This window comes from Chitinophaga sp., from assembly GCF_035761305.1.
Classification (GTDB): domain Bacteria; phylum Bacteroidota; class Bacteroidia; order Chitinophagales; family Chitinophagaceae; genus Chitinophaga.
On the sequence record NZ_DASTRI010000288.1, the window covers coordinates 1 to 15,095 of the forward strand.

At 48.9% G+C, this 15,095-nt stretch carries 15 protein-coding genes and 1 pseudogene; 11 read left to right on the forward strand and 5 right to left on the reverse strand.

The genetic code is table 11. The annotated features are described in order from the left end of the window. From VFS25_RS24935 to VFS25_RS24945, 3 genes are all read left to right on the forward strand, one after another. Positions 1–978 (forward strand): glycosidase (locus VFS25_RS24935; RefSeq protein ID WP_326464908.1); only part of this gene is annotated, 978 nt, incomplete at its 5' end. A 10-nt stretch (positions 979–988) separates the two neighbouring features. Next, a complete protein-coding gene (locus tag VFS25_RS24940) occupies positions 989–2,404 on the forward strand; it encodes an MFS transporter (RefSeq protein WP_326464909.1) in 1,416 nt (471 codons plus the stop codon). After that, positions 2,340–3,539, forward strand: coding sequence for an AGE family epimerase/isomerase (locus tag VFS25_RS24945; protein WP_326464922.1), 1,200 nt, complete (start codon positions 2,340–2,342; stop codon positions 3,537–3,539). The genes VFS25_RS24940 and VFS25_RS24945 overlap by 65 nt, the downstream gene beginning before the upstream one ends. A gap of 76 nt (positions 3,540–3,615) precedes the next feature. Here VFS25_RS24945 and VFS25_RS24950 read toward each other — a convergent pair whose 3' ends face one another. Then, positions 3,616–4,749: a serine hydrolase domain-containing protein gene (locus VFS25_RS24950; RefSeq protein ID WP_326464910.1), complete on the reverse strand. Its 1,134-nt coding sequence runs from the start codon at positions 4,747–4,749 to the stop codon at positions 3,616–3,618. A 107-nt stretch (positions 4,750–4,856) separates the two neighbouring features. Between VFS25_RS24950 and VFS25_RS24955 the strand changes: the two genes are divergently transcribed. Continuing rightward, a complete protein-coding gene (locus tag VFS25_RS24955) occupies positions 4,857–5,375 on the forward strand; it encodes a hypothetical protein (RefSeq protein ID WP_326464911.1) in 519 nt (172 codons plus the stop codon). Positions 5,376–5,381: 6 nt separating this feature from the next. On the opposite strand, the gene VFS25_RS24960 is transcribed toward VFS25_RS24955, so the two are convergent. Further along, positions 5,382–6,110, reverse strand: coding sequence for a DJ-1/PfpI family protein (locus VFS25_RS24960; protein ID WP_326464912.1), 729 nt, complete (start codon positions 6,108–6,110; stop codon positions 5,382–5,384). Between the two features lie 133 nt (positions 6,111–6,243). Here VFS25_RS24960 and VFS25_RS24965 point away from each other — a divergent pair, with 133 nt between their 5' ends. The 3 genes from VFS25_RS24965 to VFS25_RS24975 all read left to right on the forward strand — a co-directional run bounded on the left by VFS25_RS24965 (position 6,244) and on the right by VFS25_RS24975 (position 8,064). Further along, a complete protein-coding gene (locus VFS25_RS24965; protein ID WP_326464913.1) occupies positions 6,244–7,068 on the forward strand; it encodes a helix-turn-helix domain-containing protein in 825 nt (274 codons plus the stop codon). Positions 7,069–7,151: 83 nt separating this feature from the next. Continuing rightward, positions 7,152–7,493: a hypothetical protein gene (locus VFS25_RS24970; protein WP_326464914.1), complete on the forward strand. Its 342-nt coding sequence runs from the start codon at positions 7,152–7,154 to the stop codon at positions 7,491–7,493. Further along, positions 7,483–8,064, forward strand: coding sequence for a hypothetical protein (locus VFS25_RS24975; protein ID WP_326464915.1), 582 nt, complete (start codon positions 7,483–7,485; stop codon positions 8,062–8,064). Before VFS25_RS24970 ends, VFS25_RS24975 begins: the two co-directional genes overlap by 11 nt. A 34-nt stretch (positions 8,065–8,098) precedes the next feature. On the opposite strand, the gene ppsA is transcribed toward VFS25_RS24975, so the two are convergent. From ppsA to VFS25_RS24990, 3 genes are all read right to left on the reverse strand, one after another. After that, entirely contained in the window at positions 8,099–10,720 is a 2,622-nt protein-coding gene (gene ppsA / locus VFS25_RS24980) for a phosphoenolpyruvate synthase (protein WP_326464916.1), read from the reverse strand. Between the two features lie 7 nt (positions 10,721–10,727). Continuing rightward, complete coding sequence (locus tag VFS25_RS24985) at positions 10,728–11,183, reverse strand: MarR family winged helix-turn-helix transcriptional regulator (RefSeq protein WP_326464917.1); 456 nt, start codon at positions 11,181–11,183, stop codon at positions 10,728–10,730. A 170-nt stretch (positions 11,184–11,353) separates the two neighbouring features. Further along, complete coding sequence (locus VFS25_RS24990) at positions 11,354–11,686, reverse strand: hypothetical protein (RefSeq protein ID WP_326464918.1); 333 nt, start codon at positions 11,684–11,686, stop codon at positions 11,354–11,356. A 363-nt stretch (positions 11,687–12,049) separates the two neighbouring features. On the opposite strand from VFS25_RS24990, the gene VFS25_RS24995 reads away from it, so the two are divergent. From VFS25_RS24995 to VFS25_RS25010, 4 genes and pseudogenes are all read left to right on the forward strand, one after another. Further along, a complete protein-coding gene (locus tag VFS25_RS24995) occupies positions 12,050–12,433 on the forward strand; it encodes a VOC family protein (protein ID WP_326464919.1) in 384 nt (127 codons plus the stop codon). Between the two features lie 179 nt (positions 12,434–12,612). Continuing rightward, on the forward strand, positions 12,613–12,930 hold the full coding sequence (locus VFS25_RS25000) for a hypothetical protein (RefSeq protein WP_326464920.1): 318 nt from the start codon (positions 12,613–12,615) through the stop codon (positions 12,928–12,930). Between the two features lie 75 nt (positions 12,931–13,005). After that, complete coding sequence (locus tag VFS25_RS25005; RefSeq protein ID WP_326464921.1) at positions 13,006–14,883, forward strand: TonB-dependent receptor; 1,878 nt, start codon at positions 13,006–13,008, stop codon at positions 14,881–14,883. After that, positions 14,883–15,095 (forward strand): annotated as a pseudogene (locus VFS25_RS25010) (TonB-dependent receptor); the annotation flags it as partial. The gene VFS25_RS25005 and the pseudogene VFS25_RS25010, both read left to right, overlap by 1 nt.

A 15,095-nucleotide genomic window follows, 5' to 3' on the forward strand; every position in this document is an offset into this window, starting at 1 on the left:
ATCAACGCCGTATTCAATGCAGGCGCCATAAAATGGAACGGGAAGTATGCGGTAATAGCACGCGTGGAAGGCTGGGACAGAAAATCTTTCTTTGCCGTTGCAGAAAGTGAGAATGGTATTGACGGATTCCGCTTCCGCGACTATCCCATTACCATTCCTGAAACCGGAAACCCGGACACCAACATCTACGACATGCGCGTGGTGCAGCATGAGGACGGTTTTATATATGGGCTGTTCTGTGCCGAAAGGCGCGATCCTTCCGCCCCTGCCGGCGACCAGTCGGCTGCTGTGGCGCAGTGCGGCATTGTGCGCACCCGGGACCTGGAAACATGGGAGCGGCTGCCCGACCTGGTTACCGCTTCTCCCCAGCAACGCAACGTGGTGCTTCACCCCGAGTTTGTCAACGGCAAATACATGCTGTATACCCGCCCGCAGGACAGCTTCATTGAAGCCGGCAAAGGTGGCGGCATAGGCGTGGGGTATTGCAGCAGCATGGAGCAGGCAGTAATAGATACCGAAACCGTGATTGACAACAAGCAGTATCACACTATTGCAGAGGCCAAGAACGGACAGGGCCCGGCGCCCATCAAAACGCCGCACGGATGGCTGCACCTGGCGCATGGGGTGAGAAATACCGCTGCGGGATTGCGTTACACGTTATATATGTTTATGACATCGCTGGAAAATCCTGCACAGGTTATTTACAAGCCTGCAGGCTATTTTATGGCGCCGGAAGGAGAAGAGCGTATAGGCGATGTGTCCAATGTGCTCTTTTGCAACGGCTGGATAGCAGACGGTAACGGCAAGGTTTTCATATATTACGCCAGCAGCGATACGCGGCTGCATGTTGCCGTAAGCAGTGTGGAGCAGCTCACGGACTATTGCATGCATACCGCCCCGGACGGACTGCGCAGCGCGGCCTCTGTACAAACGCTGTATCACCTTATCCGCAGCAATAAATCGCTGCAGCTGTCTTAAAACGATCCTTATGTCTGCACCTGTCAGCCTGAAAGAAAAAATAGGCTATGGCTTCGGGGATATGGCCTCCTCCATGTTCTGGAAGCTGTTTGGCATGTACCTGCTGTTCTTTTATACCGATGTAATGGGCCTGCAGGCCGCCGCTGTTGGCACCATGTTCCTGGTCACCCGCATCTGGGACACGCTGTTTGATCCCGTGGTAGGCGTTATTACCGACAGAACCCGTACGCGCTGGGGAAAATTCAGGCCCTACCTGCTGGTAATGGCCGTGCCCTTTGCCGTGGCAGGTATTTTAACCTTTCATGCGCCGGCACTAACGCCAACGGGCAAACTGGTATACGCCTACATTACCTATTCCCTGATGATGATGGTGTATTCCCTCATAAATGTGCCTTATGCATCCCTGCTGGGAGTGATCAGCAACAATGGCAGGGACCGTAATGTGCTGGCCTCCTTCCGCATGTCGTTTGCCTTTGCAGGCAGCGTTATGGCGCTGGGATTGCTGGAACCGCTGGTGCAGTACTTTTCACCCCGCGGCCCCGCACTTAGCTGGACGCTTGCGGTAACCGTGATCGCTGTTATCTGCCTGGCCCTGTTCCTGCTGTGCTTTGCATGGGTGCGGGAAAGAGTGCAGCCCATACAGGAAACACCGTCCAGCCTTAAAAGCGATTTCCGCGACCTGCTGGTGAACCGGCCCTGGTGGATATTACTGGGCGCCGGCATTGCCGCGCTGGTATTCAATTCCATCAGGGACGGCGCTACTGTTTATTACTTCAAGTATTACATTAACCGGAATAATGCTTTTACAATCCGGGGCATTCCTTTCACTTATTCCACGCTGTACCTGCTAACCGGGCAAACCGCCAATATAGCAGGGGTGATACTGGCGTCGCCCATCGCCAACCGGCTGGGGAAAAAGCGCACTTACCTCCTGGCCATGGCAGCAGCCACCCTGCTGAGCATATGCTTCTTTTTCCCCGGGAAAGCGCAGTTGGGGATCATCTTCCTGCTGCAAACAGTCATCAGCATTTGTGCAGGCATGATATTTCCCCTGCTGTGGAGCATGTACGCCGATATTGCGGATTATTCCGAATGGAAAACAGGGCGCAGGGCCACCGGCCTTATATTCTCTTCCTCCTCCATGTCGCAGAAGTTCGGCTGGACCATTGGCGGCGCGCTTACCGGCTGGCTGCTGGGCGCCTTCAGCTTCCAGGCCAATACTACCCCCGACAGCGCCACGCAAACAGGCATTGTGAGTATGCTCAGCTTCATTCCCGCCGCAGGAGCGCTGCTGAGCGTAGTATTCATCTCCCTGTACCCATTATCAGAAACCAAAATGAATGAAATTTCCCGTGAACTCGATGACAGAAGAAACAGCAGGCTTGCAGGCGCAGTACCTGAAACGCAGCATGCAGCAGGAGCTTAACAACATCCTGGCATTCTGGGCCAATAATACCATTGATGAAACCAACGGCGGCTTTACCGGCCGGATCACCGGCAGCAATACCCGCGATCCCTTTGCCCTGAAAGGCGCTGTGCTGAACACCCGCATTCTCTGGACATTCTCCGCAGCCTGCCGGCTGCTGGGCGCTCCCCAATACCGCAGCCTGGCCGCCAGGGCCTGGGAGTACATCCGGGACCACTTTATCGATCAACAGCACGGGGGCCTGTACTGGACCGTCGATTACACCGGCCGTGCAGTGGACACCAAAAAGCAGGTGTATGCCATTGCATTTGGCGTGTATGCGTGCAGTGAATACTACAAGGCTACAGGCGATGCTGCTGCCCGGGAAATGGCCGTTTCACTGTACCACGACATTCGCACCCATGCCCGGGACCACTCGCTGGGCGGTTACTTTGAGGCCTTTACTGCCGACTGGCAGCCCATTGCAGACCAGCGCCTGAGCCAGAAAGACGCCAATGAAAAAAAGTCCATGAACACGCATCTCCATGTGCTGGAGGCGTGGACCACCTTGTATGAGATATGGCCCCAGGCGCAGCTGCTGGAAGATATACAGGAGCTGCTGGATATATTCAGCGATAAGATTATCAGCGGGGAAACCCATCACCTGCTGCTCTTTTTTTCAGACGACTGGCAGGTAAAGGGAGATACGGTTTCCTATGGCCACGATATAGAAGCCGCCTGGCTGCTACTGGAAGCGGCCACTGTTACCCGTAACGAAGGGCTGATAAACAAATTCAAAAACCTGGCGCTGCAGCTGACAGCAGCCGCGCAGGAAGGGATTGACAGCGACGGCGGCCTGTGGTATGAATACGAGCCGCAGCAGCAACACCTGGTAAAAGAAAAGCACTGGTGGCCGCAGGCCGAAGCGGTTGTAGGTTTTATCAATGCCTGGCAGATCACGCAGGATGCGCAATACCTGCAGCTGGCAACGCGGAACTGGGCGTTTATACAGCAGTTCATCCTGGACAAGCAAAACGGCGAATGGCACTGGGGCGTAGATGCCAATGGGCATCCTTTGCAGGAAGATAAAGTGGGGTTGTGGAAATGCCCGTACCATAACGGGCGGGCCTGTATGCAAATAATGGAAAGGATCTGATGTTGTTTCAAACACGCGCCTTATGTAGCATGGTTATACGGATGATTTATGGCGTAACAGTTATTCTTCTGCTGCTTTACTTTTCTTTCCGGATTAAATGATCATAAAGGCAATTAACGATTGTTTTTAATCCTCCCGGGGTATTGGAGTGGTAGCCATTGGTGATAGCAACAATGCCAAATTTCTCCCTGGGCTCAAAGAACATAGCGCTGTTTAAACCATAAGCTGAACCAGTATGTCCTTTCAACACCTTACCGTCGATTAGTGAATCCCTGGTCATAATGGCAAGGCCATAGCCGGCCTGCTTAGCAATTTTGGATTGCATAAGCCGGGCGCTTTTTTTCGATAATATCCTTTTTTTTCCGTATTTACCGAGGTTCATATGCATAATCATATACCTGGCCAGATCAGCAGCAGCGATTTTCATGCCCCCGGTAGGAGAAAAAACAGGCGCGCTATATCCCATAGTATAGTGTGCAATTTCTTCGCTGTGTGGGTCATAGGCGCGATATGCGGGAATCAACCTGGCAGAATCGGTATTATATTCGTACAGCGTGGCAAACCGCGACTGGTCCAGCGAATCCACACAATAGCCGCCGTATAATCCTAACGGATCAAGTATATGATGCTTCACATACTGGTCAAACCGTTCTCCTGATACCCGTTCCAGGATGGTGCCTGCCATATTAAAATTCAGGTTGCAATACATATAGCCGGCTCCCGGGGCATAGTCATTATAACATTTGGCCCAGCCGGGATTTTTATCAGGGTTAATTGCATCCAGGCTAAAATAACCCTGGCTGTCGTTAATACCGGAGGTATGGGATAATATCATGCGGAGCGTGATCACCTTATCTGGAAACCGGGGATTTCTAACCCTGAAACCAATCAGGCCGCTCACATCGTCATTTAAGGAAATCTTCTTTGCTTCAACCAGCTGCATAAGCGACGTGGCGGTAAACGATTTGGAGATGGAAGCAATCCGGAAAAGACAATCATCGGTAAGCCTGGTTTTTGTTTCAAGGTTCTTATACCCATAGGAATGGGTATAAATGATCCTGTTGCCTTTAACTACCGCCACGGCAAGACCTGCCATATCTGATTGCTGCATTATTTTTCCGATACACGCTTCAACATTGTCTGCCTGGGCAAAAGTAAAAGCGGGAAATAAGATAAAGTTTATAAGGATAATATAAATGGACCGTATCATATGCACTAAAATTAAAAAACTATTCCCAGTTATGTATCTTTAAGTGTTATACTGCTAATGTGGTAGCAATCTCTCAACCATTTTGCTAAAAGCAAATTCTTTGAAAAATGGCAAGTAGCTTCATAAATTTCCGCAACAATGGTTTTTGGGCAAAAGACGGATTTGTTGAAGCTTTTCAGCTTCTTCTGTTTGAGGAAATAAATAACCACTATGGTAACAATATAGAATGGCTTAACAGCTATAAGAAAGACATTGCCTTACAATCTTTGCCATTGGTTTATGGTGGAATGTCAATGTGTTTGGATGAAACATTAGTAGATCAAAGCCGCGCAGAAATGCTTATTACTCTTATCGACATCATTAATACCAAAATATCTTCCGAAGAAAATTACTTAACCAGCACACATCTAAACTCGCTGCGGAGAGTTATCAGGCAGTATTTGATTGCAGAGAAGGAGTTTGATTGGGATGAAAAAGAAGTTGACAGACAGGTGGAAGAAGGTGCTTATTACGGAGGTGAGCTACCAAAAAGTAATTATATACGCGGATTTGATTTGTTGCGGCAGCTAATAGCAGGACAAATCACGTTTAACGCAGGCACGCCAATAACATATTGGACCAGCTAATGTTGACTACCTCCCCGTCCTCAACAAATCAACAAAGCGTCGCCAGGCAATCCTCGGCGCCAGGCGGTGCTGGCTGGCAGGCATTCTTTCATCCATGATTTTTTTAGCAAGCTTTTGAACATCTTTAGATGCCTTACTCATATGGCCGGCATCAAACGGCGGATGCGGATCGTATTCGATGGTCAGCTGAATGGCTTCGGCCTGTTTGCGGCCTGCCATCTTTTCCGCCAGCCACAAGGCCATGTCAATGCCTGCAGATACGCCTGCGCTGGTAATAATTTTCCCTGACTGTACAATACGCTCCGCCGGCCGCGGCTGAGCGCCCATAATTCTCAGCACGCCCATCTTATACCAGTGCGTTACGGCCGGTTTACCCTTCAGTATGCCGGCGGCTCCCAGTATCAGGGCGCCGGTGCAGACAGATGTGGTCCAGGTAGTTGTTTTGTGCACCCTGCGGATCCAGTCAAGCACGTCATCGTCTACCATTTGTCCCGGCGTTGTTGTGCCTCCCGGCACCAGCAACAGGTCGGGCGATGGCGTTTCAGCGAGGGTATGGGTAACACCCAAATAAAGCCCTCCTCCTTCCGTGATCACCGGCTTCACTTCCTTTCCCACCATCCGTATTTCTGTACCGGGCATACGCGAAAATACCTCCAGCGGCCCAACTGCATCCAGTGCAGTTACGCCCGGGTAAAGCAAAATGGCAACCTGGAAATGTTTATCCTTTTTATCCATCTGTTATAGGTTCATTCAATATGCTACAGCTATTATGCCGGAAAAGTTTGTCCGATTTTATGATTATATTACTTTAGGGAGCGTTAGCATAGCGCGAAACACACCTGTACTTCTAATCAATTTTGCTACCGGCATGAAAATGAAACTTACCCATATTGAGCCGCATCCGCAACTTAAAGGCTACGTGAGCAAAATGTGGGTTTTTGAAAGCAGCGGACGCGTTCCCGCCGAAGACATGCGGCTGGTTGTGCCCAACGGGATGGTGAAGCTAACCATTCCGTTCCGGAACGGGGTTTCGGGTAGAAACAGTGAGATGTTTCACCTGTCGAAAGAATCCCGCCTTACGCTGATCGGCATCGGGGATATTCCGGCTATTATAGATGTGGAAGAGGACGCTCCTTCCGGGACAATTGGAATAGAATTTTCTCCCGCAGGCGCTTACCGCCTCTTCCAGCTCCGCCAGTCGGAACTGAAAAACAGGATATTTCTTTTGGAAGATGTTTGGGACCGCACGGCACGGGAAGTACAGGAGATGATTGCCAACCAGGAACCTGTTGAAAAGAAGCTGCGCATTATCCAGCAATACCTGGTTAAGCGGCTGCGCCGATCAGCCGCCGATCCTGTTATTGATTATTGCATCAGGCTTGTAAAAAACACCAACGGACTTATCACTATGCGCGCATTGGAAGAGAAAACCGGCTACAGCAGCAGGTGGCTTTATGATAAGTTTATGGATAAGGTAGGTGTTAGCCCCAAGAGCTATGCTTCCATTATCCGGTTCCAGCAATTTTACGAGCCGTGGGCAAGAAACGCCGGCTATCGTTTTAAGGATAACCTGTATGATTACTTTTATGACCAGGCGCATTTTATAAAAGAGTTTAAACGGTTTACGGGATTGTCGCCGCTTAAGTACGTAAAATCTGAAAACGAGTTTGGCAGGATATTTTACAGGGAATAGCACTTCCGATTTTTACAATTTTCGGACCCCGGTTTATTTGATCTTTGTATACAAGACCTTATGCTAATCAGAAACGAACATCTATGAAAAGGAAAGAAACCGATGCCGGCTACAGCCAGCTATATCACAGCCTCATTAACCGTATTCTTCATGGAGCCGGCCACAGCTCACAGCAGGAACGGCAGGCTGCATTCAGTAATGCAGATTTACCGCAACCTTTACACACTTTACTGAATAAGGTTGCTTATGAGGCTTACAAAGTAACTGACAGCGACATTGAAGCAGTAAAGCAGACCGGCGTAAACGAAGACCAGCTATTTGAATTGATCGTGTGCGCGGCTGTGGGCCAGGCGTCGCGGCAGTATGAAAATGGATTAGCGGCGCTGGCAGCAGCCGTAAAGCAAGGAGGTGAGCATGCGTCTTAACATTCTTAATAACGGTTATAAGTTCGGCACAAAGGTTCTTTTCTCAATTATAAAAGCAGTTTCGGGCTACCCCCTGCCCGACGCAGCAAGACTGGTATTTTACCGTCCTGATTTTTACGGAACGCCGGCAAAAAAGTTTACGCAAAAGGCAATGCGCGGCCCGTCGTCCTGGTCGGTTGCCGACCGCGAGCTAATGGCGGCCTTTGTATCAAACATCAATGCCTGTACTTTCTGCGTGAAGGCGCACAGCGCTACTTCAACAATAGCCTACGGCAACCGTGCGAAAGTAAACCAGGTACTTGCCAATTTGGAAACAGCGCCGGTAGAAGCGCCGTTGCGCGCCACCCTGGCCATGCTGGGCAAGCTAACCCGCGAGCATACGGTTAATGCAGACGATATACGTACCGTGATGGCCGCCGGCGTTACCCCGCAGCAGGTGGAAGATGCGCTGGCGGTTTGCTTTGCTTTTAATGTCACCAATCGTTTAGCCGATGCGTTTGGCTTTTTTGTGCCGTCTGCCGATGCTTTTGAAGCAGGTGCGAAGTATTTGATTAAGAGGGGGTATAGTTAATATTTGAAAGCGTTGGAAGGCAACATCTCCCCTGTTACAACACCTCCACATATCCCTCCATTCCATGCACACGAATGCGTTGCCCGTCTTTTATCAGCTTCGTGGCGTTTTCCACGCCAACAACCGCCGGCAAGCCATACTCGCGTGCAATAACTGCGCCGTGGGTCATTAGCCCGCCAACTTCGGTAACCAGGCCTTTTATAGACACAAACAAGGGCGTCCAGCTAGGATCAGTAAAGGCCGTCACTAATATATCCCCATCTTCCAGGTCCGCATCTTCCATGTTCAGGATAACACGTGCCCGCCCCTCTATAACGCCGGAAGAAACCGGTAAGCCCACTATAGCGCCGGCCGGAAGACTTTCACGTTTATACCTGCCTGTTATAATTTCACCGTCGGAAGTAATAACACGCGGCGGCGTTAGCTTTTCATATAATTTATATTCTTCTTTCCGTTTACTGATAACCTGGTAATTCACTTTATTGGTGCTTATAACTTCACGAAGCTCTTCAAAAGTGAGATAATATATATCCTCCTTTTCATGAATAGCATTGGCCCGCACCAGTTGCTCCGCTTCTTTCAGCAAAGCCTGTTTATAAACAAAATAGCGGCTCACAATACTGTATTTAGGATATTCACGGTAACCGGCCAGGTTCCGGACCAGGTCAATCATCCGTTTGGTTTCCTTAGCTTTCTGCTCCCCGTCCGGCAATTGCTTCAATCGGTCCAATAACTCCTGCTCTTTCTTTAAAGCTTCCTGCAGTCCTTGCTCAAACCGCTGCCTGCTGGCATTAGGTGCGGCGTTTCTAATATTATTAAGGATCATGGGAGCAAGCATAGCAGGCCTTTCACTCCAGCGGGTTCTTGTAATATCAATTTCCCCCGCGCACCGCATTCCATATTTATCAATATAAGCGTGAATGGCGTCTAAGGCTTCCATTCCCCCTTTTAATTTAATCAGTCCGTTTAAAAAGTCGTCGTCTTTCACCTGTTGCAAATACGCGATTACTTTGGGATAAGGGCGGATCACGTCTGCCACATCCAATAGCGCCAGTCCCATTTCTGAAGTAATATTATTGGGCACTGATTGCGAAAGCTTATCTGCCACATTCTTTTCACCTAACCACTCCTCAATTCTTTCATTGATCCATGATGCAGCATTCATAGCAGTCATAATCACACCAAAGCTTTGCGGGGTAGACAGGACCTGCCTTGACCGCTGAATATCTTCCAGGATAAAATCTACCAGATCTGCTCCTGATTTCGTTTGTATGTTTTGTTTTAGTGTTGCTATGTACGTTTCGCTGCGCTTAATCAATTCAGTAACAATGGAAGGATCGTAGTCAGCTAACGTCTGAAAGTCCGGGTGCGCGGCACTGTTATTACTTTTACTATCGGGCCCTTTATCCTCATCAGGCAACGATTTTATAAAATCTTCCCGTTCCAGGATGGTCATAAAAGCATCTCTTATGAGCGGATCGGACTTACCCAGTACATTTACCATCACTGCTCTTCCGGCGGGTGAAGCCAGGTCGGGTGCAACATCCACAAACAACCTTCCGCCGGCATGGAACATGGGCCGGGGTGCTGTAAGCCGGAAGAAAGACAATCCCAATGGTTTGATGGGGTCTGTCATCATTTGCTGATGCCCCACAGATACATAAACATGATTTTCCCGGTCATTTGCTTCAGGGATAGGGAATAAAGTAGTAATCGGCCGGCTCTGGACAATATAAAATGTATCATCTGCCAGGCACCATTCAATGTCCTGCGGCTGACCGAAATGTGCTTCGATCTTGCGGCCCAGCTGCGCAAGCCGCAAAATCTGCCCGTCCGTTAATGTTGGCCGGTTCTGCAGGCCAGGCTCCATCTCCTGCTGTTTGGTACCGCCATCTTTCAAAGCATAAACGGCCAGCTGTTTGGCGGAGATCTTTTTATCAATCACCTTTCCGTTGCGTACTTTATAGTTATCAGCATTCACCAGGCCCGAAACCAGGGCCTCACCCAATCCAAAGCTGGCATCAATGGACAACACTTTCCTGTTACCGGTAACAGGATCGGCCGTAAACAAAATTCCCGCTGCCTGCGGGAAGATCATTTTCTGCACAACCACTGCCAGGTGTACTTTACGGTGGTCGAAACCGTTTTGAAGACGATAAGTTACTGCCCTTTCAGTAAACAGCGACGCCCAGCATTTGCTGATGTGCTTCAGTATCTCCTCCTTCCCGATGATGTTCAAATAGGTGTCCTGCTGACCCGCAAAGGAGGCTGTGGGCAAGTCTTCCGCCGTAGCGCTTGACCGCACGGCAAAGGCTTCCTTTTCAGCAAAATTTGCAAGATGGCGTACAACGGCTGCCGCCATATCTCCGGGAATGGGAATGCTTTCGATGGCCGCGCGGATATTTGCAGCTGTTTCGCTGATAGCTTTCCGGTTGCTTGCTTCCAGGACGGCCAACTGGCCCAGCAGCGCGTTAACCGCTTTGCTATTGCCAATAATTTCTTTATACGCTTCCGTAGTAATGCAAAATGCCCCGGGCACCTGTACTCCTTCGATCCCCGATAGCTCTCCCAGGTTGGCGCCTTTGCCTCCGGCAATGGCAAGTTTTGTTTTATCAATTTCCGGAAGTTCAAGTATACAGGCGGCGATATTACTCATTTGCTTATTATTTATTATTGAGCTTATTGGTTGTGTCATTCATTATTTCAATTGCCTTTAAAAAGTAGGTTTCAATAACTTTCAGCTCCCTGTTTGAAAAGGAGGCCATAAGCGCTTCCGACCTGGCCCGGAATTCTTTATAAAGCGGTTTTAAAAGCGCCATTATGTTTTTAGTGACCGGCTCAATGATCACCTTGCGCCTGTCGTCTTCAGCAAACCGTCTTTTTACCAGCTTTTTCTTTTCAAACCGGTCTATTAAACCGGTAACGGCGCCGGTTGTTAAACCTGTTAAGTTTGAAAGCTCGCCCGCTGTCATTTGCCCTTTTTCCATTAAAAAGCCCAGGTATTTATGATCCGTACCTGAAAGCCCCGCCTTCCGGGCAACGGCTTCGTGCATCTGGATAGAGGTATACGCATATACCTGGCTCAGCTTTCTTACCGGCCTGATTACGTCGTTATCCATTTTATATCTTATTAACTAATTATCTTAGTTACAAAGATAATTATTAATTTCTGTGCCGGCCAAATAATCCGGTAGGATTTTGGAGCTTACTACGTTTTATTTCGTTTCAAAAGGAAAAAGAAGCTGTGCAGTTTCTGCCTGCTGTGCCTGCGCTTTAAAATTGGTATTCACTACTTCCTCACAAACAAATGCGGCTGCTCCAGTATCAGCTCGTCATACTCTTTATACAGCTGCCGTACAAAATCATCCACATCCTGCTCCTGCAGGTCATAAAGGGTAAAGTCCCACCGGTCGCGGTTAAAGGGTACATGATTGAGCGGCTCGTCTGCATCCGGGTTGATGGGGGTATCTTTAGGGAAGCCAATAACGTCCAGGGCTATATCAAACAGGTCCAGTTGGTCCAGTACGTCTATCTGCACCCCGGCAAAGGCTAAAAGGTTAATCTGCTCCTGTATCTGCAAATGCTTTATAACAAGGCTTTTTACGATCTCATAGTTCAGCATAACAATTCTTTTTGGTGTAGATGTAAACAACAAGGGCTTTATGATGTAATGCTTACCGGCACAACGCTAAAATCACATGGGTTACTACGCCTAATATACAGAAATCCATTTCTTCTGTGATCACTACCGGCTTATAGCAGCTGTTTTCTGCGTGCAGCACCCAATACCGGCCGGCCTTTCTCACATACAACCAATACTTTTAGCAAATTTATACTAAAAATATTAGTTAATCAAGTGTAAAAGCAGGATAAAAATGCCCTGTGAAGGGCCAATTATCAGCGCCAATGTCCTGTAAAAAAAGTATTAATTTACTGAAACGATGAAAAAACGGCGACAATAACCACAAAAACCAAAACAGCAAAAATGAAAAAAGTAACAGGTATTGGCGGCATCTTCTTCAAATGCAAAGACGCTGACAAAATGAAAGCGTGGTATCAAAAACACCTTGGCTTAAACACCAATGAATATGGAGCAACTTTTGAATGGTACCAGGATGCAGGCGCCGCAAAGAAAGGATCAACGCAATGGAGCCCTTTTAACGAAACAACCAGCTACTTTGAACCTTCCACAAAAGACTTTATGATAAATTACAGGGTAGAGAACTTAGTGGAGCTTGTTGAACAGCTTAAAAAAGAAGGCGTAACCATTGTAGACAACATTGAAACCTTTGAATATGGCAAATTTGTTCACATTATTGACGTTGAAGGGAACAAAGTTGAACTGTGGGAACCAACCGGCACTGAGTAAAACCAATAACGGGTAGCTACCGCCATCCTTACCCTATGATACAAATCCCCGGCGACAATCCCCTGCCATTTGCAGTGCGTATGCGACTTTTATAAGGGCTAAAAGCCACATACTGCCATTTTTCAGATCAGCGGCTATCCTGTTAAATACACTGACCGGGAATTTATATCTTTGCCGCAATGAAATGGCTTGTTTATTTATGTTCACTATACGTGCTGCTGTTGTCGGGCATTCCCTGCAGCGCCGATGATGATTGCTGCAAGGGCTTAATGGAGCAAGCTATTCCCCGGGATAACCATAATGCCAGTAAAGAACATAACCCCGTGTCACCCTGCTCACCGTTTTTTGCATGCGCTGTTCATGCCATTGTTGTACCGGAAACTTATATGGTAAAGCCGGTAGTTTTACCGCCGGTAGCAAAACTGCATGGTGAGTACATTGAACCGCAGCTGCACGGTTTCTTTCCTTCCATCTGGCAGCCGCCAAAGCAGGTTTAAGCGACTCAATTTTTAGTAATGTACAGGCGCCTGCCTGGTACAAAGTATTCCGTTGCTTAAATTTTTATTTACACAATGAAGTCTGTATTTACAATACTGCTGCTTTTTGCAGCCAGCTGCTGCATGGGGCAGCATGCACTTACCGCCATCGTGAAAAACCGCGATACCCAGCAGCCTTTGCCCGGCGCCACTGTTCTGCTGCCGGGTTTGAATAAAAGTGCCCTGGCCAACGAAAACGGCCTTGCCGCAGTCACCGGCATTCCTGGCGGGCAGCAACAGATCCAGGTCACATTCGTGGGGTTTGCAACCTACCTGGAAACGCTCACATTCCCGCGTGACAACGATACCCTTATTGTGTTGCTGGAGCCGGAAGATGAAGAGGTGGAGGAAGTGGTGATCAGCTCAACGCGCAGCACCCGCACTATCCGGAACATTCCGGCCAGGGTTGAGTTTATCGGTGGTGAGGAGCTGGAAGAAAAGGGCAACATGAAGCCGGGCGACATCAGGATGATGCTCAATGAAAGCACCGGCATTCAAACGCAGCAGGTGTCTGCAACTTCGGCCAATTCCAGCATCCGCATCCAGGGGCTGGACGGGCGCTATACCCAAATACTGAAAGACGGCTTTCCCCTGTATGCCGGCTTCTCAGGAGGGCTTGGCCTGTTGCAAACCCCGCCGCTGGACCTCAAGCAGGTAGAGGTGATCAAGGGCGCATCCTCTACCCTATACGGCGGCGGCGCTATTGCCGGCCTGGTTAACCTGGTCTCAAAGGAACCTACAGACGAAAGGGAGCTGCGTTTCCTGCTAAACGGCACTTCAGCCGGAGGGCTTGACCTGAATGGCTTCTACGGGCAGAAGTTTGAGAAGGTGGGCCTCACTGTTTTTGCATCCCGGAACACCAGCAAACCTTATGACCCTTCCGAAACAGGTTTTACAGCCATCCCCAAAACGGAACGTTATGTGTTTAATCCGAAGCTGTTCGTGTACTTCAGCCCGCAAACAAAAATGATGATCGGCGCCAATGCTACTTTTGAAGACCGTACCGGTGGCGACATTGCCTACATCAAAGGTCACGGCGACAGCGTTCACAGCTATTTTGAAAAAAATAAAAGCAGCCGCTTTTCAACGCAATTCTCCCTGGATCACCAGTTGGGGAAGGAAAGCGGTTTGTCGGTTAAAAATTCCGTGAATTATTTCAACCGGGCAATCACCATACCCGGTTATGTGTTTGACGGCAGGCAATGGTCTACTTATTCTGAAGTGAATTATCATACCGGCAGCGAACAGCTGGATTGGGTAGCGGGTGTAAACTTTTATACAGATCAGTTTCATGAGTACCCAAAGGATAACTTCGTGAAAAGAAACTATTCCCAGCAAACAGCCGGCGCCTTTGTACAAAACACCTGGAAAGCCAATGACTGGCTGCACCTTGAAACAGGGCTTCGCGGCGATTATGTTTGGGATTATGGGTTTGCGTTCCTCCCGCGCATTTCCGCCCTGTTTAAGATCTCTGAAAAACTTACGTCCCGGCTGGGCGGCGGCTTAGGCTATAAAACACCTACCATCTTTACGGAAGAAACCGAACGCCTGCAGTTCCGCTCCGTTCTGCCGGTTAATGCCGACAATAATAAGCTGGAACGATCTTACGGCGCAAATCTTGATTTTAATTACCGCACCCTGGTTGCCGGCAAGCTTAGTTTCAGTATTAACCAGCTGTTCTTCTACACCCGTATCAATCATCCGCTGCTGTTGCAAACCAGTACGGGTAACCTGTACTCGTTGGTGAACGCAAACGGCTATATAGATACCAAAGGCTGGGAAACCAACATTAAGCTGGGATATGGAGATTTCAAACTGTTTGTGGGCTATACCTTTACTGACGCAGTTTTGCATGAGGGTGGCGTGAAGAGGCCAACCCGCTTACGGCGCGTCACCGCCTTAACAATGTGCTGATGTACGAAGTGGAAGATAAATGGAAGATAGGCCTGGAAGCCTATTACTACAGTAAACAGGCGCTGAATGACGGCGCCACCGGAAAGGCCTACTGGACCTGCGGGTTTATGGCAGAAAAGCTGTGGAGCCGCTTTTCATTGTTCATCAACTTTGAAAACTTTACCGATACCCGGCAAACCCGGTTTGACAGCATTTATACCGGAACGGTCACC

Bases quoted from the DNA above. Each gene is read 5' to 3' on its own strand.
- VFS25_RS24940 (WP_326464909.1), top strand. From the start codon at position 989: ATGTCTGCACCTGTCAGCCTGAAAGAAAAAATAGGCTATGGCTTCGGG.
- VFS25_RS24945 (WP_326464922.1), top strand. From the start codon at position 2,340: ATGACAGAAGAAACAGCAGGCTTGCAGGCGCAGTACCTGAAACGCAGC.
- VFS25_RS24950 (WP_326464910.1), bottom strand. From the start codon at position 4,749: ATGATACGGTCCATTTATATTATCCTTATAAACTTTATCTTATTTCCC.
- VFS25_RS24955 (WP_326464911.1), top strand. From the start codon at position 4,857: ATGGCAAGTAGCTTCATAAATTTCCGCAACAATGGTTTTTGGGCAAAA.
- VFS25_RS24960 (WP_326464912.1), bottom strand. From the start codon at position 6,110: ATGGATAAAAAGGATAAACATTTCCAGGTTGCCATTTTGCTTTACCCG.
- VFS25_RS24965 (WP_326464913.1), top strand. From the start codon at position 6,244: ATGAAAATGAAACTTACCCATATTGAGCCGCATCCGCAACTTAAAGGC.
- VFS25_RS24970 (WP_326464914.1), top strand. From the start codon at position 7,152: ATGAAAAGGAAAGAAACCGATGCCGGCTACAGCCAGCTATATCACAGC.
- VFS25_RS24975 (WP_326464915.1), top strand. From the start codon at position 7,483: ATGCGTCTTAACATTCTTAATAACGGTTATAAGTTCGGCACAAAGGTT.
- ppsA (WP_326464916.1), bottom strand. From the start codon at position 10,720: ATGAGTAATATCGCCGCCTGTATACTTGAACTTCCGGAAATTGATAAA.
- VFS25_RS24985 (WP_326464917.1), bottom strand. From the start codon at position 11,183: ATGGATAACGACGTAATCAGGCCGGTAAGAAAGCTGAGCCAGGTATAT.
- VFS25_RS24990 (WP_326464918.1), bottom strand. From the start codon at position 11,686: ATGCTGAACTATGAGATCGTAAAAAGCCTTGTTATAAAGCATTTGCAG.
- VFS25_RS24995 (WP_326464919.1), top strand. From the start codon at position 12,050: ATGAAAAAAGTAACAGGTATTGGCGGCATCTTCTTCAAATGCAAAGAC.
- VFS25_RS25000 (WP_326464920.1), top strand. From the start codon at position 12,613: ATGAAATGGCTTGTTTATTTATGTTCACTATACGTGCTGCTGTTGTCG.
- VFS25_RS25005 (WP_326464921.1), top strand. From the start codon at position 13,006: ATGAAGTCTGTATTTACAATACTGCTGCTTTTTGCAGCCAGCTGCTGC.